The sequence below is a fragment of the Noviherbaspirillum album genome, from assembly GCF_035916955.1.
Taxonomy (GTDB): Bacteria; Pseudomonadota; Gammaproteobacteria; order Burkholderiales; family Burkholderiaceae_D; genus Noviherbaspirillum; species Noviherbaspirillum album.
Genome location: NZ_JAWIIV010000026.1, coordinates 52,536 through 71,553 on the forward strand (window position 1 = coordinate 52,536; position 19,018 = coordinate 71,553).

Consider the following 19,018-nt stretch of genomic DNA (forward strand, 5'->3'; position numbering starts at 1 on the left):
TTCAGCTTCAGCAAGCGTGTCAGACGCACATTAAAAAACAAACGTTCCGACAGGCCCTAAATCAACCGCGCATTATACCTTCTTTTGTTCTGCGACCGACTTAATGGAGCGCACGAACTTCATCAGGTTTGATGCGAGATCTCCATGCGCAAGCATGGCCTGCCGCCAGTCACCGGCGTTGCGAACAATCGCCGGCATGTCATCCTTGAATCTTTGCCACAATCGGGACCAGTCTTCCGTGCCGCCGCCGTCCGCAATCCACGCGTCGTTCCAGCGCAATGCGAATTCGGACAGACTGTCGGCGCCGATACCAGGCTCATACCGCTGCAGGAAGGCGCGCAGCTTCTTGTGATGCAAATTTTTGTCCTGGGGATAGATGTGCCATACAAACGGCCTGCCCGCCCATTGCGCGCGCACGAAGGAATCTTCTCCGCGTACGAAGTTGAGATCGCAGGCCCACAACAGCTTGTCGTAATCGGACTGGGGAAGGAAAGGCAGGATGCGTATGGTGAGCGCATCGCGCGTGGATGCAGTTCCGGGCTTGGCCGGGCCGCCAAGGAAGTTCTCGACGGCTTCGATCGCAACACCTTCGGGCACCAGGCAGGTAATGGGTGCATCACCGCTTCGCCAAGCATCGAACAGTTGCGGCACCGGCGCATGCGGATAGCAGAACAGGGTTGCCTTCAACGCACCGATCTCCTCCGATGCAAGTCCAAGCCTTGCGAGAAAATCGGACGTGATGGCCGGATTGGTCTGGAAACGCTGGCGCTGCTCCTCCAATGCGGATTCATGCAGCAGTCCGCCAGTCTTGCCCGTAAAGCCCGGGAAGAAGAAGTATTTTGTCAACGGCAGGCGCGGATGCGGCGACGGCAGCGTATGGCAGCCCTCCACCCATTCTTCGGCGCTCAAGCCTTCCAGGTTGATCCAGACCGGACGCGGATCGCATTCGGCCATTGCGGCGATGTAACCGGGAGGGATGTCGCATGCGAAAAATTCGATGACGATATCTGCGATCTCGTCTTTTGAAAATGCACCGTCCTGCGCATCCCATCGGCGGATCGTGACGCCGTCAATCCGCTGGAGCCGGGCATCGATGATCACGGCGGGGCAAATGCGATGAAAGCTGTGGAGGTCATCCACCCATAAAGTGACGGCAATGCCGCACTCCTGCATCAGCTGCCGGGCAAGACGCCAGCAGATTCCAATGTCGCCGAAGTTGTCGACCACCTTGCAGAACAAGGCAAGAGATGCAGGATTTGTATTATCGAAAGGCTTTTGCATGGGGTGATTCCGATGCCGCTGTTTTGACCGTACTCATGAATCCCATGAGAAAAATCGACTTGCTTATCAGGGAGCCCATGTGCGCTCGCATTCGCCATCATGGCACCGGATTCGGGACAAACACCGAAACAGCGAGCGGAAAGAAAAACGCCACGCAATTGCGTGGCGTTTTAACTGGCGTCTCCACGGGGATTCGAACCCCGGTACTCACCGTGAAAGGGTGATGTCCTAGGCCTCTAGACGATGGAGACAGAAACCTGTCGAACTGCAGCCTATTTTACTTCGCTTTACTACTGTGTCGCGTGGTGGAGGTAAGCGGGATCGAACCGCTGACCTCTTGCATGCCATGCAAGCGCTCTCCCAGCTGAGCTATACCCCCCTTGCGAAGAAACGAGAGTATAGCAAAGTTTTTTCTCAGCCGTAAGTCCTTTTGCGAATTTTGTGAAATCAGCCGATGAATTTCTGCAAGCGCGACAGCACAACTTCGCGGCCGAACAATTCGAGGACCGCATCAATGGCCGGTGTTTGCAGCTGCCCGGTGATGATGAGGCGCAAGGGCATCGCCAGCTGGGGCATCTTGAGCTTGTTTGCGGCAAGCACTTCCTTCATCGCCGCCGCAAGCGCCGCCTTGCTCCATTCGACAGACTTGCATTGTTCCGCAAACTGGGCCAGCGCCGGCTTAACTGCATCGGTGACATGCTGGGTTAAGAGCGCAGGATCCGGCTGCGGTTCGCGATAGAACAGCATGGCGGCATCGGCGATTTCGTTGACCGTATTGGCGCGCTCCTTCATCAGGGCAATGACGGATTGCATGGGAGGATTGCCTTCGAACTTCGCGCCATCCTTTTCCAGCAGCGGCCGCACCAATCCTTCGAGGCAAGCATTGTCCGCCTGCTTGATATAGTGGTTGTTCAGCCATGCCAGCTTTTCCGGATTGAATTGCGCCGGCGATTTCGACAAATGATCGAGGTCGAACCACTCGCGGAACTGCTCCATTGAAAAGATTTCATCGTCGCCATGGCTCCAGCCGAGGCGGGCGAGGTAATTAAGCATGGCCTCCGGCAGATAACCCTGGGCGGGATATTCCATCACGCTCACCGCCCCGTGACGCTTGGAAAGCTTTTCGCCGTCGGCGCCGAGAATCATCGGCACATGCCCATATTCCGGCAGCGGAGCCCCGAGCGCCCGCAGGATGTTGATCTGGCGAGGCGTATTGTTGACATGGTCGTCTCCGCGGATGACGTGGGTGATTTTCATGTCCCAGTCGTCGATCGCCACGCAGAAATTGTAGGTCGGCGTTCCGTCCGGCCGCGCGATCACCAGGTCGTCCAGCTCGCGGTTCGAAATCGTGATCGGGCCCTTGACCACATCGTTCCAGGTCACCTCGCCGTCCAGCGGATTCTTGAATCGCACCACCGGCTTGCGTCCCTCCGGAATGGCCGGCAGGGTCTTGCCCGGTTCGGGACGCCAGGTGCCATCGTAGCGCGGCTTCTCGCCAATCGCCCGCTGGCGTTCGCGCATCGCCTCGACCTCTTCCGGCGTGCAATAGCAGTGATAGGCAGTACCGGCTTCCAGCATTTGCGCCACGGCTTCGCGGTAGCGGTCCATGCGCTTCATCTGGTAGAACGGGCCTTCGTCATGATGCAGCCCCAGCCAGTTCATGCCGTCCAGAATGGCCTGCACCGCCTCCGGCGTTGAGCGCTCAAGGTCGGTATCTTCGATCCGGAGGATGAAGGTGCCGCCGAAATGGCGGGCATACGCCCAGGAAAACAGCGCGGTGCGCGCGCCGCCAAGGTGAAGATAGCCGGTCGGGCTGGGTGCGAATCGGGTGCGGACAGGGGTGCGGACGGTCATGGCAAATAAAAACGGCCTTGGATCGCCAAAGCCGTGATGGATGAAAGATGCGCTATTTTACCTTGTCGACAACGGGCTTCCAATCCGGGACCGCCTTCCTTTGCGCCATCGCGCTGCGGCAAGCGCCTCCGCACTGTTAAAATGCCAGTTTTACTTCGATAAGCATTGCCAAATGAGCACCACACCGCCCCGCAAGCTGTTTGTCACCACCGCCCTGCCGTACGCCAACGGCGCGTTCCACATCGGCCACATCATGGAATATATCCAGGCCGACATCTGGGTCAGGTTTCAGCGCATGCAAGGCAACGAGGTGCACTTCGTCGGCGCCGACGATGCGCACGGTGCGCCGATCATGATCGCGGCGGAGAAGGCAGGCGTGACGCCGCAGGAATTCGTCGCCAATATCGCGGCCGGCCGCAAGCAGTACCTCGACGGCTTCCATATCAGCTTCGACAACTGGCACTCCACCGATGCGAAGGAAAATCACGAGCTGTCTCAGGACATCTATCGCCGCCTGCGCGACGATGCCAAGCTGATCACCACCAAGACCATCGAACAGTTCTTCGACCCGGTCAAGACCATGTTCCTGCCGGACCGCTATATCAAGGGCGAATGCCCGAAATGCGGGGCCAAGGACCAGTACGGCGACTCCTGCGAGGTATGCAGCGCGGTCTATGCGCCGACCGATCTGAAGAATCCCTATTCCACGCTGTCGGGCGCCACCCCGATCCTGAAATCCTCGGAGCATTATTTCTTCCAGCTGTCGGACCCGAAATGCGTGAATTTCCTGCGCGAATGGACCCAGGAGCCGAACCGCCTGCAGCCGGAAGTCATCAACAAGGCCAAGGAATGGCTGGAAGGCGACGAAGGCCTGGGCGACTGGGACATCAGCCGCGATGCGCCCTACTTCGGCATTGAAATCCCGGATGCCCCGGGCAAGTATTTCTATGTCTGGCTGGATGCGCCGGTCGGCTATCTTGCCTCTCTCAAGAATTACTTCGACAAGACCGGCCGGGATTATGTGGCCTTCATGAATGATCCGACGACCGAGCAGTACCACTTCATCGGCAAGGACATCATCTATTTCCACACCCTGTTCTGGCCTGCAATGCTGAAGTTCTCGGGCCTGAAGGTACCGACCAATGTCTTCGTACACGGCTTCATCACTGTCAGCGGCGAAAAGATGTCGAAGTCGCGCGGCACCGGCATTTCTCCGCTGCGCTACTTGGATATTGGCATGAACCCGGAATGGCTGCGTTACTACATTGCGGCCAAGCTCAATGCCAAGGTGGAAGACGTGGATTTTAATCCGGACGATTTCGTCGCCCGCGTCAATTCCGACCTGATCGGCAAGTATGTCAACATCGCCAGCCGCGCGGCCGGCTTCATCACCAAGCGCTTCGGCGGCGAACTGAGCCCGCAGATCACCTGGAGCCCGCGCTTTGCCGCCGAGGAACCCTCGATCCGCGAGGCCTTCGAATCGCGCGAATACGGCAAGGCCATCCGCCTCGTCATGGGACTGGCCGATGAAGTCAACCAGTATGTCGATACCAAGAAGCCGTGGGAGCTGGCAAAGGATGCGGCCAACAACCAGGAACTGCAGGAAGTCTGCAGCAATTTGCTGCGCGCCTTCTTCAACCTGTCCATCTACCTGGCGCCGATCCTGCCGTCACTCGCGCGCAAGGTGGCCACGCTGTACGGCATCGAACGCGATCTGACCTGGGCCGACCTGCAGAACAGCCCGTCCGCGATCGGAACTTTTGAACATTTGATGCAGCGTGTCGATCCAAAGATGCTGGATGCTCTGTTCGAGATGCCGGCACCTGCAGCCGCCGCGCCAAGTTCGCCGGCGCCGGAGGTAAAGGCAGCCGATCAAGGCGGCATTGAAGCAATTGCTCCTGAAATCAAGATCGACGATTTTGCAAAGATAGATCTGCGCATCGCGAAAATCGTCAATTGCGAGCATGTGGAAGGATCGGACAAGCTGCTGCGCCTGACGCTCGATGTAGGCGAAGGACGCATGCGCAACGTTTTTTCCGGGATCAAGTCGTCGTATCAACCGGAAGACCTGATTGGAAAACTGACAGTCATGGTGGCCAATCTTGCTCCGAGAAAAATGAAATTCGGCATTTCGGAAGGCATGGTGCTGGCCGCCTCGTCAGTGGATGAAAAGGCTAATCCCGGCATTTACGTGCTCAATCCGTGGCCGGGCGCCGAGCCTGGCATGCGGGTGAGCTAGGCTAAACTGAAAAACCGGGCAAATCCAATCTTATCAGGCGGAGTGCAAGCTCCTTTAACCAATACCGCTATGAACGTTGTTGTTCGCGAAGCAACGCTGGATGATGCGCAATTGATCGCCGACCTCACGCGCGCGGCGTGGGCTGGCAAGGTCGCCGTGACGTCCAGCGGACACCGGGAAACCGCCGTGCGCGTGCGCCAGGATCTTCAGGACGGCGGCGCCTTCATCCTCCTGCGGGAAGACAAGCCGATCGGTTCGGTGCGCTGGGTGCCCTTGGACAGCGAGCCGGATGTCTGGGAAATCCGGCGCATGGGCGTTCTGCCGCAGTTCCGCGGCGAACACCTGTCGCAGCATCTGCTCGAAGCGGTCATCCATCAGGCGCGGGCGGCCGACGTGACCGAACTCCGGCTCGGCGTGCGGGCGGACCAGGAGCGCCTCCTGGACCTGTACGCAGCCTTTGGCTTCGAACTTGCGCCTGAGCTTGAATACAGCCATGCCAATCCGCTCGAACCGTCGCCGACGGTAATGCGCTGCCTGCTCGGGCACTGAGTCGCCGGTTTCCCGCAACTTGCTCCAGGCTTGGCGGGCAAACTGGAAACCGATGTTTCATTCTGCGCAGCCCCCTGCTGAAACAAGGGTTTTGCACGGAAGACAGGTTAGAATAGCGCCAGCCTTTATCTTGCGATACGACCATCATGAAATTCAAGCAATACGAATCCGATTTCACCAAATTCCTCAAGGATCTGAAGCAGAAGGATCCCGAACTGGAACAGAAGCAGCGCGCCGGACGGGCGATCTTCTGGGACAAGGCGCCTATCGATCTCGATGCGCGCAAGCGCGCGGAGGAGTCCCGGGTCAGGCAGCAGCCTTACGTCTATCAGAACAAGTCCTGATGTCTACGCAGCAGGACGCGCTGCTGGCGCATTTGCCGACCGATGCCCCCGAGCAGGCCCTCGCCGGGCAGCCGGATTCGACGCCCAATGTCGTCGACGGGATGGCTTACGCGAAACTGTACGGCGAGCCGCTGTTCAAGCTGCCGACCGACCTGTACATTCCGCCAGATGCGCTCGAAGTGTTCCTGGAAGCATTCCAGGGCCCGCTCGACCTCCTGCTCTACCTGATCCGCAAGCAGAACTTCAATATCCTCGACATTCCGATGGCGCAGGTCACGCGCCAGTATCTCGATTACGTCGACCAGATCCGCGTCCGCAACCTCGAACTTGCGGCGGAATACCTGCTGATGGCGGCCATGCTCATTGAAATCAAGTCGCGCATGCTGCTGCCCGTCAAGAAGGCGGACACCGGCGAGGATGCCGAGGATCCGCGCGCCGAACTGGTAAGGCGCCTGCTGGAGTATGAACAGATCAAGCTGGCGGCGCAGCAGCTCGATGCCGTGCCTCAGCTCGGCCGCGACTACGTGCGTGCCCAGATCCATATCGAGCAGAGCATCGTGACCCGCTGGCCGGAAGTCAGCATGCCTGAACTGCAAGCCGTCTGGGCCGACATCCTCAAGCGCGCCAAGCTGACCGCTCATCACACGATCAGCCGCGAAGAACTGTCGGTGCGCGAGCACATGACCGGCATCCTGCGCCGCCTGCAGTCGGCGAAGTTCGTCGAATTCGCCGATTTGTTCGATCCTTCCCGGGGCGTACCCGTCGTGATTGTGAACTTTATCGCGCTGCTTGAGCTGGCCAAGGAAACCCTGATCGAGATTACCCAGGCCGAGGCATTCGCGCCGATCTATGTGCGGCTGGCCTATTCGCCGAGCTGAGCCTTTACCTATGCGCCGATAAGCCGATAAGCCGATACGGCGCCCTGGCGCGCCTGTATGCACGGGCCTGAGGCAGATATGTTGGCAAGGCGGCATAATTGGCCGCAACCCATTTCTAGTCCATCCGGAAAACCATGAAAATCATTTCCTCCATCGATGAATTGCGCGATCAGCTGCGCGGGCAGTTACGGACCGCGTTCGTGCCGACCATGGGCAATCTGCATGAAGGGCATCTGTCCCTGATGCGCCTTGCACGCAAGCATGGCGATCCGGTGGTCGCCTCCATCTTCGTCAACCGCCTGCAGTTCGGACCGAACGAAGATTTCGACAAGTACCCGCGCACCTTCCAGGCTGACGTCGAGAAACTGGAAAAGGAAGGCGTGTATGTGCTGTTCGCGCCGACCGAGAAGGACCTGTACCCCGAGCCGCAGGAATACCGGGTCCGTCCTCCCGACGATCTCGGCAATATACTGGAAGGCGAATTCCGCCCCGGCTTCTTCACCGGCGTGACCACCGTGGTCCTCAAGCTGTTCTCGTGCGTGCAGCCGCGCGTGGCCGTCTTTGGCAAGAAGGACTACCAGCAGCTGATGATCATCCGCAACATGTCCAAGCAGTTCGCACTGCCGACCGAGATCATCGCCGCCGAAACCTACCGCGCAGAAGACGGCCTCGCGCTCTCCTCGCGCAACGGCTACCTGTCGGGGGCAGAACGCGCCGAGGCGCCGAAGCTGTACCAGCTGCTCAATGACGTTGCCAATGAAGTCCGTTCCGGACACCTGGACATCTTCGAACTGGAGCGCAATGCGGTGGCAAGGCTCGCGGAGCGCGGCTGGAAACCGGATTACATCTCCATCCGCAAGCGCGCCGACCTGCAGCCGCCATCGGCCGGCGACCTTGCCACCGGCGAGCAACTGGTGGTGCTCGCCGCGGCGAAGCTCGGCACCACCCGCCTGATCGACAATCTCGAAATCTGACGACGCCGGCCATGCAAGCAGGCATCCTGCGCCGTTCGATGCGGCTTGTCTGCCTGCTGGTCTCGGTGCCCTGCTTCGCATCCGTATCGGTGCCAGATGATACGGGGCAGGCCATCACGCTTGCCTCGCCGGCGCGCCGCATTGTCAGCCTCGCGCCGCACACCACGGAAATGCTGTTTGCCGCCGGCGCGGGGCCTTACATTGTAGGCGTCACCGAATTCAGCGACCATCCTCCGCCGGCAAGGGCCATTCCCTCGGTCGGCAGCGGCGTCTCCCTTGACCTGGAACGCATCCTGCAGATGAAGCCGGACCTGATCGTCGGCTGGAACAATGGCTACGCCGGCGTGCAGCTCGACAAGCTGCAATCGCTCGGAATCCCGGTGTTCAGGAGCGAACCCTATGATTTCGCGACCATTGCCTCGTCACTCGAGCGGCTGGCCCGGCTGTCCGCCACGGAACCGGCAGGCCGCGCCGCCGCCGCCGCATTCCGCGAGCGACTGGGACAATTGCGGGAAACCTATCGCCAGCGCCGCCGGCTAGGCGTGTTCTACCAGATATGGCGCACGCCGCTCATGACGTTGGGCGGGTCGCACCTGGTGTCGGCCGCCCTGCGCACCTGCGGGGCCGACAATGTGTTCAGCGACCTGAAGCAGCTGGCGCCGACCGTTACCATCGAAGCGGTGCTCAAGGCGAATCCCGACGTGATCGTGGCCAGCAGCGGAGAAGAGGATGACGTGCTGGCCGTTTGGAAGCGGTTTCCACGGATGAAGGCGGTGGCGAATGACAATCTGCTCGTTATCGACAGCGAACTCCTGAACCGCGCCGGGCCGCGCATTCTCGACGGCGTCGAGATGCTGTGCCGCAAGCTGGATGCGATCAGAATGCAATCCGGTGCGCGACGATGAATCGACGGCGTCCTGATACGGATTTGCGTTAGAGAGCTTTCGGCCTGTCAGTACATTCAGGCCGAACACACTTTAATATCCGTGTTCCGATTTGACGGAACCGTCCGGCATATATTCGTAGCGCTTGAGCTTCCTTTTCGATTGCCCATCCAGCACGACCCTTGCCGCCAGCTTTCCCTGCCGATAGGTATCTTCCACATCGAATGAATCGGAAACGTATTTCCACGTTCCTGCCCGCTTGCCCTTTTCATAGAACTCCAGAGCGAGCAATTCTCCGTTGTCCCGATAGCGCCTCACCTCCCCATCTAGATAATCCTGGTAAGAAGAATCCCAACCTGGTTTGTAAGTCGCGCCTTCTGTCGCCAGCTGACCATTGCTGAAATATTTCTTGAACCGGTATTTCTGATACACGCCGTCGGCTTCGACACGATTCCATTCCAGTTTCGTTTTTCCGTTCTGGTAAAACTGAATCCGGCTCGATTCGATTTTCTGGTTGAACCGGCTGACCTGCTTGACCTGTCCTTCCTCAAAATACAAGGTTTCTTCCTGCTTGAGTCCCCTGTCATAGAGGACGAGCGCCGCCGGATTGCCATTGCTGTAAAAGGTCTCATATCGCCCTTCGTACCGGCCATCAACGAGCCGATAACGCTGATGGACCTGCCCATTGGCATGTCGGGTTTCAACCGACCTGTTCCGCTCCAGTGCCCTGGCTTTCGCTGCGCCTGTCTTGTAGGCCTGCAACGCCTCCTCGTATCCGGGAAACGGAATCTCTGCACACGCTTCCAGCGGACTGCCCCTCGTCAACATGACAGTCGCCCAGCTTATGGATGCGGTTCTGCGGGTCGAGATGCAATTCGTACCCATGGCGTTGCCCGTCCCTGTAAAAGACCACCGCCGAAAAGTCATTGTTCATCTGCCTGCGGCCGAGGCCTTCCGGCTTGCCGTCCTTATGCATCTGCTGATACGTCCACCCTGCCGAAGTACCGTAGTTGGCCTTGAACAGGCCATGGATGGCACCGCGGCGAAAGTTTGTCTCGATGCGCTTGACGCCTTCATCATTGCCGCACCAGAAATACCCGTCCAGGAGATCATTCTTCCAGGTGGCGATCATGACCTTGATATGCGGCTTGTCATAATTCACGCACTGCTGCTGCCCATTCAGAGGTGCATCGGAATGGAGGGCGGGCTGGCACTGCACATAGGTGCCGCACTCCGACGGAATATACGATCTTGCCTGCGCGCCCGAGAACGGGATACAGATTGCAATGCTTGCCGCAAGGCGAATAGCAAGTGTTTGGAACGAAGCAGTGATTAACGACAGAGTGTGCCGGGCTTGTAGCTTGAAGGTTTTTACTTCATCGACGCATTTCGGAAGGCTGAAGAACGAGACAAAGGGGACAGAGCAGGGATACATGACGCCGCCAAAGTTAACAATATAACAATCAAAGGCGACGATGTTATCATTTTGAAAACTAAATGCAAACGGATTCTCAATCTATCCCATGAGAATGGTCATGATCCAGTAGTCCATTTGCTGTTCATTTCACTGTACCCACTTCACCAGCGCCTGCCACTGCTCGATGTCACGCTCTACCCGCGAAGGCGCCACATCCCACAGGCATGCGCCGTGCGCCGCCAGCTGCACATAGTTTTGCGTATCACGCAGATAGCCAAGCACCGGCAGGCCGATCTGGCCGGCGTAGTGCATCAGCTGGTCGAAGGCCCGGGTGCGCACATTGACACGCATGCCGACCACGCCGACTCTTGCCTTGCCGTGGTTGGCGGCCAGCCATTGCAGGAAAGTCTGCGTTGCCAGGATGTCGAACATGGAAGCCTGCAGCGGTACCACGACGCGGTCGGCCAGGCGCATCACCTCGTCGAGGCGGGCGCCGGCCAGCCCCGCCGGCGTATCGAGCACGACATGGGTGGTGCCCTTCGGCGGCCGCACCGCGCGGCCGTCGGTTTCCCACGGCAGGATGGGCGGGAGCCCGCCGGGCCGCAGGGCCAGCCAGGCGCGCGAGCTTTGCTGCGCATCGATGTCGCCGAGCATGACCTTGTGTCCCTGCTTGGCGAAATAACCTGCGAGGTTGGTGGCGATCGTGCTCTTGCCGACTCCACCCTTGGGATTGACGACGGCGATGACTGGCATGGCATTCTCCCTGGCGATAGGCGTCCCCGATTTTGGCATTCCTTTGGGACAACATTGTTGCAAGGATAGCATGCGGCTTTTTCACACTGTTACAGTCAGGCTGCCTTTTCCGTTTCTGCACGGAACCCCGGTGCCTTAAAATACCGCCCATGCAGAATTCTTCACCGATTGCGGCCGCGCTGCCGGACGAAGGGGCGCAGCCTTCCCTTCAAGCGTACTTCAGGCCCGGCCTCTCCCCGGACGACATCGAGCAGGTCCATCGCCTCCGGCGGGCGCAGCCGCTGCTGCAGGGCTTCACCGCGCTGTTCTACGGCGGCTCGGACTCCATCTTGGTCCGGCTGCTGGTCCTGCACGAGCTGGCGTCCGTCCCCGATACATCGACCCTGACCCGCGCCGACATCAACGCCAGGCTCGGCTACCTGGAAGCGGAAAGCCTGGAGACGGTGCTCTACCGGCTGCGTTCGCACCAGTTGCTCAACTGGGATGCGGGTCAAGGCGTCTACCGCGTCACGCCGCTCGCCCGCAACATCCTGTCGGCGATCGACAGCCTGATGGCGCTGGCACGGGACGACGATGAGGCGGAGATGGGTTTCCTGCTGTCGCAGGTCGCCGGCTCGCAGGCGGTCGGCGGCGTCACGGTGGAGCAGCTGCAGCACCTGCTCGGCCGCATGGTCGACCTGACCGAGGAATTCCGCGATGCCATCGCCTCCGGCTCGGAATTCCGGCTGCGCGCCGCCCAGGAAAAATGGCATACCGCCTGCGACTGGGTGGAAAAAGGATCTCAGATCCTGCAGGCGATCACCAACGATCCGGATGCCGACGCCGCCACTCACCGCGCGGCGCAGGCGATCGGCCGGGCGCAGAGCGCGCTGCTCAACATGCAGGGCATGTTCTCGCGGGCGCTGAATCAGATCGAGCGCCAGCGGGTCCACCTCGGCCAGTCCGGCCTGTCGACGACCGACATCAAGACCTGGCTGATGCAGCATGAAGACCTGGCCGGACTGGCCAGCAATGCCGTCGCGATACCGGTGACGCCGATGTTCATCACGCCGTCGGAAATGATCGACGTCGCCGAGGCCGAGCTGTTCGCCGACAGGAACACTACGCTGCCGGCCGAATTGCCGAAAGGCGAGGATGCATCCATCGTAAGCAACGGCACTCCCGCCACGCCGGTGGAGCTCGACGCCTGGCTCAACCGCCTCGGCGCATTTGCCGCCTCCGCTTCCGCGGACAATGCCGGCAAGACCGCCGGCAACAGGGTGCAGGACACCCTGCTGCCCGCGAACTTCGCCGTCGCATCCTATCGCGCCTCCCTGCTGCCGCTGCTGGGCGACGAGAGCGAAGCCTCGCTGCAGGGCGGCACGGCCACCATGGCCCGCCTGCCGCTGGAATTCACGCCGCAGGAAGGCATGGTGAAACTGAAAGACCCGCACGTGGCGGCGATGTCGAACGCAACGCTCGCGCTCGCCCCGGCATCGGACAACAAACCGGAACCACAGCATGACTGACGATGCACAAATCCTGATCGCGCAACTGATGACGCACCAGACCCTGTCGCGCGAGAACAAGCTGGTCAAGCGCGCGCTGACCGATGAAGCCTTCCGCCTCGACATCGACACCCGCCTGGCCGCCTGCGGCCTGAAGTTCCTCGACAATGTCTACGCCGACAACGTGACGCTGGCGCTGGCGCGGGAAATCGAACCGAAGATCTTCGGTTCGCGCGAAGTCTGGCAGAACAACAACCTCGGCCTCGCGCGCGACGGCGTCGCCCTGCTGGTAGTGCTGTGGGCAATGATCATCCTGCCCAAGCGCGAACGGCAGGAGGCGCACCAGCATGCGCTGGAAGACCAGGAAGACATGTTCGGAAAGGACAAGCCGCTTCCGCGTGCGGAAGACGCATCGATGGGCATTTCCTACCGCGCCCTGCTCGCCGACTTCGGCGACAAGCTCGGCCGCAAGACCCGCATGGACATCAACCTCGGCCAGCTCAACAAGCTTGGCTTCATCGAGCGGCGCGGCGACATGATCCTGGAAGGCCCGCTGCTCGACCTGATGATGGATACCGACACACTGCGCGACCGCATCATCAACGGCGCGCTGGCCGACATCTTCCACCGTCCCGCGCCGAGGGAAGCCGCAATCATTCCGTTTCCGCAGGCCGATGCGCAAGGCGAAGCACAGGCCGATGCACAGGCGGATGCACTGAGCGAGCCGCTCCCGGAACAATAAGCAACAGGATTCGCATGTTTCATATCAAATCGCTGGAAATGGTCCATTGGGACTACTGGCAACGCGTCAAGAACATTCCGCTCGATGCCAAGATCATCACGATCGCCGGGCAGAACGGCTCGGGCAAGACCACCCTGCTCGATGCGCTGCGCACGCTGTTCGGACTCGACTGCTCGATGGGCCGCTCGTACAAGCACTATGCGCGCCATGCGGGCCAGCAGACATCGTGGCTGCGCGCCGTGGTCGACAACCGCGCCACCGGACGCCAGCTGTCGAACCGCCCGTTCCGCTCATCAGGTTTCTTCAGCGAGGATGAGGTCACGCTGTTCTGCCAGATCCAGAAGAACGGCGGCGACTGGAAGCGCCAGTACCTGATGCGCCCCGGCGCGGTCGAGATCGAGGAGGTGCAGGAGGCGAACGACTGGCTCGGACTGGAGAACTACCGCAAGCGTCTCGCCAATGCCGGCCTGTCGCCCGCCATGGCCAAGGTGCTGGCGCTCGAACAGGGCGAGACCGACAAGCTCTGCGAGTACGCGCCGCGGCAATTGCTCGACCTGGTGTTCCAGGTGTTCGGCGACAAGGAAGTACTCGATGCCTACGATGAAGCCAAGCGCCACCAGCGCGATACCGAAACCGAGCTGCAGCGCTTCGAGGCCGAACTCGAATCGGCCCAGACCAACCAGGAGCGGCTGCGGCTGCGCGCGGCCAATTATCACCAGTGGGAAGGCCTGAACAAGGAACAGCGCGACCTGCAGGAAGAAGTGCTGCCTACGCTGCAGTATCACGAGCTGCGCGAAAAGGCCAAGCTCGCCAGCGACTCGCTGCGCGATGCGCGGAGGTCACTCGCGGTGCAGGATGCGCAGCTCGCCGACAGGCGCAACGACCTCGCCGAGCGCGCATCGGCATTGAGCGCGGCGCACCGGCAGGAAGCCGCTCTGGAAGACGAAAAATCGGTGCTGGAAAAGCGCCTGGGCGACATCAATACCAGGCTCAAGCCGCTGGAGAGCCTGCTCGAACAGAAATCCCGCCTGCAGAAGCTGGCGGCCGACGCCGGCGCCGACATTGCCGATGTCGCCGCGGAACTCGAGCAGAAGGAAAGCGAATACCTGCGACAGCGGCAGGCACGCGACGAGCTGGCGGCACGCATCGCCGCCGACCGCTCGGCGATCGCGGCGCTGGAAAGCAAGACCGGCCTGCCGGACCCGGAAAACGTACGCGCCATGCGCCGTGCATTGAGCGAGGCCGGGATTGCGCACAGCATGCTGCCCGAGATCGTCGAAGTCACCGATCCGCGCTGGCAAGGCGCGGTGGAAGGCATGCTGCGCGGCTATACCTCGGTGATCCTGCTCGAGCATGCGCGCGATGCGGCCGCCGCTTACCGCATCGGCGAAAAGGAGCGCTACGGCCACTTCATCGTGCCCGAGCGCGTCACCGCGCCGGAAGTGCAGGACCGCAGCCTGCTGTCGGTGGTGCGCTTCAGCGCCAAGGTCCCGCCCTGGCTGATCGATCAGCTTGGCCGCGTGACACGGGTCGATTCCGCCGAAGCCGGCATGAAGCTTTCCGGCGGCGAGGAATGGATCACGCCGGAGGCGTATCACCGTGAACGGCGCGGCGGGCGTTCGGTGTTCGTCGAGGCTTCCCGCTACCGTTTCGGCCAGGCCGGCCGCGCGCAGCGCATCGCAGCCCTGCAGCAGTCGCTGCCGAAACTGGAAGCGCAGGAAGATCAGCTCACCATCAGGATCAACAAGCTGGCTGGCGAAGCGAGCGCCCTGAAGGCACGCATCGCCGGTGTCGATGCGGCCAAGGAACTGGTGGCGCGCCAGGCGGAATTCGATGAAGCCGGCCATGGCGCCGCACCGTTGAAGGCGGCGCGCACCGAAGTCGGCACGCGGCTCGGCGAACTGTTCCCGCTCATCAAGAAAGCCACCGAGGAACGCACGCTGGCCGACAATGCCTGGCAATACGCGAAGCGCGCGCTGGTCGACGGCGAGTCGGGTCTGAAGCTGGCGCAGAAGCGCCACCAGGAAGAGCGCGCCGCACATGCGAAGGCGCTTTCCGAACTGCGCCGGAACTGGCGCCACCTGCCGCATGGCTGGCGGCGTCCGGCGCGCCGCCTCGAACTGGCGGTGCTGCACCAGAACGCGCACCAGGTGAACCTGCGCATCGGCCACCTGGCCAGCGACCTCGCGCGCGAAGACTGGGAAACCGATTCCACCGTGGTCGACCAGCATGTACGGCTGAGCGCGCTGCTGCAGGGACGGCAGGCGGAAACCGAGGAGCGGCGCTACCAGAACAACCGCGCCATCGAAGCGACCAACAATGCGCGCGGCGCCTACATCGACCGCCTGCGCTATACGATCAAGACCTACAGCCGCAACATCAAGGAACTCGGCGAGCTGGCCAACATCGAGGTGCACACCGATCCGGTACGGCTGGAGAACGACGACGTGCAGCTGGCGCAGGCCGGCCTGCAGGTGCGCTTCAAGTTCGACGGCAAGGGGCCGATAGGCTTGAACGACGGCGAGGCTTCCGGCGGGCAGCAGGTGATGAAGTCGCTGATCCTGTTGATCGGACTGCTGAAGTCGGATGACGGGTCGGGCGGCTTCGTGTTCATCGACGAGCCGTTTGCTCACCTGGATATTCGCAATATCCAGCTGGTCGGCGAGTTCCTGAAGAATACCGATGCGCAGTACCTGATGACGACGCCGCTGACGCACAACACGGATGTTTACGATCCTTCTGAGCTGACGCTGATTACCAGCAAGAAGAAGAAGGACACGCAGTGGGCGCAGCCGATTTTCGTGCTGCAGCGGCGGGCTGCAAAGGCGGCCTAGGTGCTTGGGCGGTACTGGCTTGCGTGTCTGCACGAACGGCTGCTGCGCAAGGACTAGCCAAAAGAAATCCGGCTTCGTCAATGCGAAGAGCAGAACCCCTCTCCCGCAGGTGGGGTGAAGGCAGGGTTGCGCAAACCATGGTTTGCGCTGCCGTAACCGAGTTGGCTTGCAAGCCAACTCGTGGAGAGGGGCAGGGGTGAGGGAGATAGCCAAATCGCAGCGGGTCGTGCCATCTTCCTTACTCCTTTCTTCATCGCGCTCACACTGATTCAACTTCGAAGTCAAACTCCATCGATGAAAAAATGTCTGAAAGCTTTCGCCTACCCTATACCTTGGTCTCTCCGTAGAGACGTCCTCTAGCCGGGACTGGCCCCGGCGGGCCACCTACTTCTTTGTCTCGACAAAGAAGTAGGCAAGAAAACGACCCCGATGCCATCGCCCCTTCGGGGTTCCCAAAAGAGTGCGACGCCAAGCGGGAAGCGCGGAAACTCGCCTTCGGCTCAGACAGTCCGCGCTTCTTTATCCGCTTGGCGTCGCACTCTTTTGGCGTAGGCAAAAGGGGTTAGAACAGCCTCTATGCGCTAGCTTGGTCAGTTGCGGTTCACCTTAGCTAAACAGCCTTGGATCGCAGCCCTACTCTACTTTATGCGTTCCCGGCCTTTATGCGCTCCTCATTGATCCGCTGCGCATTCTGAAAAGCAGGCCGCGCCGCCAAACGACCGAAATACGCCTCCAGCGCCGGCCGCTTTTCCACGCTGCCGAACATCATGCCCCAGCCTACCGCCGATCCGAAATAGACGTCGGCCGCCGTGAATTGCTCGCCGCAGAGGTACGGCCCGGATTCGACTGCCTTTTCCAAGGCGGCCATGGTATCGGCATAGCTGCCGAAGCCGGCCGAGATATTTTTGCCTTCCGGCACCTGCCAGTTGAACATCTTGCCGGTGACGGCCATTTCCAGCGGACCGGCGGCGAAGAACATCCAGCGGTAGTAGGCGGCGCGCGCCGGACTGCCAGGCGACGGCGCGAGATTCTTTTCCGGGAAAGCATCCGCGAGGTAAGCGCAGATGGCGGGCGTTTCTGTCACGACCACTTCGTTGTGCTTCATCGCAGGCACCTTGCCCATGGGGTTGATCGCCAGGTATTCGGGGCTCTTCATGCTCGTCTTGAAATCCAGCCACACCGTTTCATACGGAAGACCGATTTCTTCCATCATCCAGTGCGCCATGCGGCCGCGGGATTGGGGGTTCGTGTACAACACCAGCTTGGTCATGAATTTTCCTCCATGCAGGGTCTTGGACCGAGGATTGGTCTGGTAGCGAAAGGCGCTCAGTCATTCACCTTCATCAATGCCCGGTACAGTCCTTGCGTGGCATCCGCCATCCTGTCGATGCTCTGCTCCCGCAGGCGCCGTAGATCGACCGGTTCGGAATTGCGCAGGCCCGCCCAGTGCAGCAGCGCGCCCATGGCGTCGGGAGTATCAAAGATACCATGCAGGTAGGTGCCGAGGATGCATCCGTCTTCCGAGCGGGCGCCTTCGGCGCGGCCGTCGATGTGGAAAGCCGGCCGCTCCATCGCCGGCCCGTGGGACGTGCCCATGTGGATCTCATAGCCGCTGACCGTGGCGTCGGCGAACGCGCAGCGTCCGCTCACCTGTTCCAGCCGCTTGGCCCGGGTCATTTCGGTATCGATGTCGAGCAGGCCGAGGCCGCGCGAAATCCCAGGCTTGCCTTCGACGCCATGGGGATCGGCGACGCTGCGTCCCAGCATCTGGTAGCCGCCGCAGATGCCGATTACCTTGCCGCCGTAGCGCACATGTCGGCGCACCGCTTCATGCCAGCCGTTCTGCTCCAGCCAGGCGAGATCGTTGCGCGTGTTCTTGCTCCCGGGAAGAATGATGAGGTCGGCCGCAGGTATCGGCTGGCCGGGACCGACGAAGCGCAGGTCGACTTCCGGCTGGGCGCGCAATGCATCGAAATCGGTGTGGTTGCTGATGCGCGGTATGACCGGCACGACGACCCGGAAGATGCCTTTCTCGTTCTGCTCCGGCTTGACGGCATCCTCGGCATCGAGAAAGAGTCCCTGCAGGTAAGGCAGCACCGCCAGCACCGGCTTGCCGGTCTGCTTTTCCAGCCACTCCAGTCCCGGCTCGAGCAGCGCGATGTCGCCGCGGAAACGGTTGATCACGAAGCCAACGATGCGCTTGCGCTCGCTATCCGACAGGCAGGCCAGCGTGCCGACGATGTGGGCGAACACGCCGCCGCGATCGATGTCGGCCACCAGGATCACCGGGCAGTCGACCGCCTCGGCGAAACCCATGTTGGCGATGTCGCGCTCGCGCAGGTTGATCTCGGCCGGGCTGCCGGCGCCTTCGACGATCACCGCGTCGTACTGCGAAGCCAGCCGGCGGTAGGAATCGAGCACCGCCGCCATCGCCACCGTTTTGTACTGGTGGTAGTCGCGCGCGTTCATGTCGGCGCGCACCTGGCCCTGGATGATGACCTGCGCCCCGGTGTCGCTCGACGGCTTGAGCAGAACGGGATTCATGTCGGTGTGCGGCTGCACGCCGGCGGCCTGCGCCTGCAGCGCCTGCGCCCTGCCGATCTCGCCGCCGTCCACGGTGACCGCGCTGTTGAGCGCCATGTTCTGCGGCTTGAACGGCGCCACGCGGATGCCGTCGCGCGCCAGCAGCCGGCACAGTGCGGCGACCACGGTGCTCTTGCCGGCATCGGAGGTGGTGCCCTGCACCATCAGGGTTCGATAGGGAAAGTTCATGCGTGTCGTT

Annotated in this window: 16 protein-coding genes and 2 tRNA genes; 9 read left to right on the top strand and 9 right to left on the bottom strand. The window is 61.1% G+C overall.

Translation table 11 applies throughout. The features are described 5' to 3' along the window. Nucleotides 1-72 precede the first annotated feature (72 nt). The 4 genes from earP to gltX form a co-directional block, all read right to left on the bottom strand. Nucleotides 73-1,281, bottom strand: coding sequence for an elongation factor P maturation arginine rhamnosyltransferase EarP (gene earP / locus RY831_RS23650; protein WP_326508834.1), 1,209 nt, complete (start codon nt 1,279-1,281; stop codon nt 73-75). A 175-nt stretch (nt 1,282-1,456) separates the two neighbouring features. Next, nucleotides 1,457-1,532: transfer RNA gene (locus tag RY831_RS23655), tRNA-Glu, on the bottom strand. A gap of 52 nt (nt 1,533-1,584) precedes the next feature. Then, nucleotides 1,585-1,660, bottom strand: a tRNA-Ala gene (locus tag RY831_RS23660). A gap of 68 nt (nt 1,661-1,728) precedes the next feature. Continuing rightward, on the bottom strand, nt 1,729-3,135 hold the full coding sequence (gltX, locus tag RY831_RS23665; RefSeq protein ID WP_326508835.1) for a glutamate--tRNA ligase: 1,407 nt from the start codon (nt 3,133-3,135) through the stop codon (nt 1,729-1,731). Nucleotides 3,136-3,307: 172 nt separating this feature from the next. On the opposite strand from gltX, the gene metG reads away from it, so the two are divergent. The 6 genes from metG (at nt 3,308) to RY831_RS23695 (ending at nt 9,024) form a co-directional block, all read left to right on the top strand. Next, nucleotides 3,308-5,374, top strand: coding sequence for a methionine--tRNA ligase (metG, locus tag RY831_RS23670; RefSeq protein ID WP_437126321.1), 2,067 nt, complete (start codon nt 3,308-3,310; stop codon nt 5,372-5,374). A 69-nt stretch (nt 5,375-5,443) separates the two neighbouring features. Further along, nucleotides 5,444-5,923, top strand: coding sequence for a GNAT family N-acetyltransferase (locus RY831_RS23675; RefSeq protein WP_326508836.1), 480 nt, complete (start codon nt 5,444-5,446; stop codon nt 5,921-5,923). Between the two features lie 146 nt (nt 5,924-6,069). Continuing rightward, on the top strand, nt 6,070-6,267 hold the full coding sequence (locus tag RY831_RS23680) for a DUF3460 family protein (RefSeq protein WP_326508837.1): 198 nt from the start codon (nt 6,070-6,072) through the stop codon (nt 6,265-6,267). Continuing rightward, nucleotides 6,267-7,145, top strand: a complete 879-nt coding sequence (locus RY831_RS23685; protein WP_326508838.1) for a segregation and condensation protein A — start codon at nt 6,267-6,269, stop codon at nt 7,143-7,145. Before RY831_RS23680 ends, RY831_RS23685 begins: the two co-directional genes overlap by 1 nt. Nucleotides 7,146-7,279: 134 nt before the next feature. Next, a complete protein-coding gene (gene panC / locus RY831_RS23690; RefSeq protein WP_326508839.1) occupies nt 7,280-8,119 on the top strand; it encodes a pantoate--beta-alanine ligase in 840 nt (279 codons plus the stop codon). An 11-nt stretch (nt 8,120-8,130) separates the two neighbouring features. Next, nucleotides 8,131-9,024: a cobalamin-binding protein gene (locus tag RY831_RS23695; RefSeq protein ID WP_326508840.1), complete on the top strand. Its 894-nt coding sequence runs from the start codon at nt 8,131-8,133 to the stop codon at nt 9,022-9,024. 72 nt (nt 9,025-9,096) lie between these two features. Here RY831_RS23695 and RY831_RS23700 read toward each other — a convergent pair whose 3' ends face one another. From RY831_RS23700 to RY831_RS23710, 3 genes are all read right to left on the bottom strand, one after another. Next, nucleotides 9,097-9,765: a toxin-antitoxin system YwqK family antitoxin gene (locus tag RY831_RS23700; protein ID WP_326508841.1), complete on the bottom strand. Its 669-nt coding sequence runs from the start codon at nt 9,763-9,765 to the stop codon at nt 9,097-9,099. Beyond that, on the bottom strand, nt 9,704-10,438 hold the full coding sequence (locus RY831_RS23705; protein ID WP_326508842.1) for a toxin-antitoxin system YwqK family antitoxin: 735 nt from the start codon (nt 10,436-10,438) through the stop codon (nt 9,704-9,706). Before RY831_RS23705 ends, RY831_RS23700 begins: the two co-directional genes overlap by 62 nt. Before the next feature lie 129 nt (nt 10,439-10,567). Beyond that, complete coding sequence (locus tag RY831_RS23710) at nt 10,568-11,173, bottom strand: ParA family protein (RefSeq protein ID WP_326508843.1); 606 nt, start codon at nt 11,171-11,173, stop codon at nt 10,568-10,570. Between the two features lie 149 nt (nt 11,174-11,322). On the opposite strand from RY831_RS23710, the gene RY831_RS23715 reads away from it, so the two are divergent. From RY831_RS23715 to RY831_RS23725, 3 genes are read left to right on the top strand one after another with little or no spacing between them, the layout of a single operon-like run. Beyond that, the gene (locus RY831_RS23715; RefSeq protein ID WP_326508844.1) at nt 11,323-12,681 is read left to right on the top strand and encodes a hypothetical protein; all 1,359 of its coding nucleotides are present in this window, start codon (nt 11,323-11,325) and stop codon (nt 12,679-12,681) included. After that, nucleotides 12,674-13,402, top strand: a complete 729-nt coding sequence (locus RY831_RS23720; protein ID WP_326508845.1) for a hypothetical protein — start codon at nt 12,674-12,676, stop codon at nt 13,400-13,402. Before RY831_RS23715 ends, RY831_RS23720 begins: the two co-directional genes overlap by 8 nt. A 14-nt stretch (nt 13,403-13,416) precedes the next feature. Then, nucleotides 13,417-16,236 (top strand): ATP-binding protein, encoded by a 2,820-nt coding sequence (locus RY831_RS23725; RefSeq protein ID WP_326508846.1) that lies wholly within the window; start codon nt 13,417-13,419, stop codon nt 16,234-16,236. A gap of 643 nt (nt 16,237-16,879) precedes the next feature. Here the strand turns inward: RY831_RS23725 and RY831_RS23730 are convergent. Together RY831_RS23730 and RY831_RS23735 are read right to left on the bottom strand one after the other, a co-directional pair. Beyond that, nucleotides 16,880-17,506: a glutathione S-transferase family protein gene (locus tag RY831_RS23730; RefSeq protein WP_326508847.1), complete on the bottom strand. Its 627-nt coding sequence runs from the start codon at nt 17,504-17,506 to the stop codon at nt 16,880-16,882. 56 nt (nt 17,507-17,562) lie between these two features. Continuing rightward, nucleotides 17,563-19,008, bottom strand: coding sequence for a cobyric acid synthase (locus tag RY831_RS23735; protein ID WP_326508848.1), 1,446 nt, complete (start codon nt 19,006-19,008; stop codon nt 17,563-17,565). Between the last annotated feature and the right edge of the window lie 10 nt (nt 19,009-19,018).

Coding starts and splice junctions, on each gene's coding strand:
- earP (WP_326508834.1), bottom strand. CDS start 1,281: ATGCAAAAGCCTTTCGATAATACAAATCCTGCATCTCTTGCCTTGTTC.
- gltX (WP_326508835.1), bottom strand. CDS start 3,135: ATGACCGTCCGCACCCCTGTCCGCACCCGATTCGCACCCAGCCCGACC.
- metG (WP_437126321.1), top strand. CDS start 3,308: ATGAGCACCACACCGCCCCGCAAGCTGTTTGTCACCACCGCCCTGCCG.
- RY831_RS23675 (WP_326508836.1), top strand. CDS start 5,444: ATGAACGTTGTTGTTCGCGAAGCAACGCTGGATGATGCGCAATTGATC.
- RY831_RS23680 (WP_326508837.1), top strand. CDS start 6,070: ATGAAATTCAAGCAATACGAATCCGATTTCACCAAATTCCTCAAGGAT.
- RY831_RS23685 (WP_326508838.1), top strand. CDS start 6,267: ATGTCTACGCAGCAGGACGCGCTGCTGGCGCATTTGCCGACCGATGCC.
- panC (WP_326508839.1), top strand. CDS start 7,280: ATGAAAATCATTTCCTCCATCGATGAATTGCGCGATCAGCTGCGCGGG.
- RY831_RS23695 (WP_326508840.1), top strand. CDS start 8,131: ATGCAAGCAGGCATCCTGCGCCGTTCGATGCGGCTTGTCTGCCTGCTG.
- RY831_RS23705 (WP_326508842.1), bottom strand. CDS start 10,438: ATGTATCCCTGCTCTGTCCCCTTTGTCTCGTTCTTCAGCCTTCCGAAA.
- RY831_RS23710 (WP_326508843.1), bottom strand. CDS start 11,173: ATGCCAGTCATCGCCGTCGTCAATCCCAAGGGTGGAGTCGGCAAGAGC.
- RY831_RS23715 (WP_326508844.1), top strand. CDS start 11,323: ATGCAGAATTCTTCACCGATTGCGGCCGCGCTGCCGGACGAAGGGGCG.
- RY831_RS23720 (WP_326508845.1), top strand. CDS start 12,674: ATGACTGACGATGCACAAATCCTGATCGCGCAACTGATGACGCACCAG.
- RY831_RS23725 (WP_326508846.1), top strand. CDS start 13,417: ATGTTTCATATCAAATCGCTGGAAATGGTCCATTGGGACTACTGGCAA.
- RY831_RS23730 (WP_326508847.1), bottom strand. CDS start 17,506: ATGACCAAGCTGGTGTTGTACACGAACCCCCAATCCCGCGGCCGCATG.
- RY831_RS23735 (WP_326508848.1), bottom strand. CDS start 19,008: ATGAACTTTCCCTATCGAACCCTGATGGTGCAGGGCACCACCTCCGAT.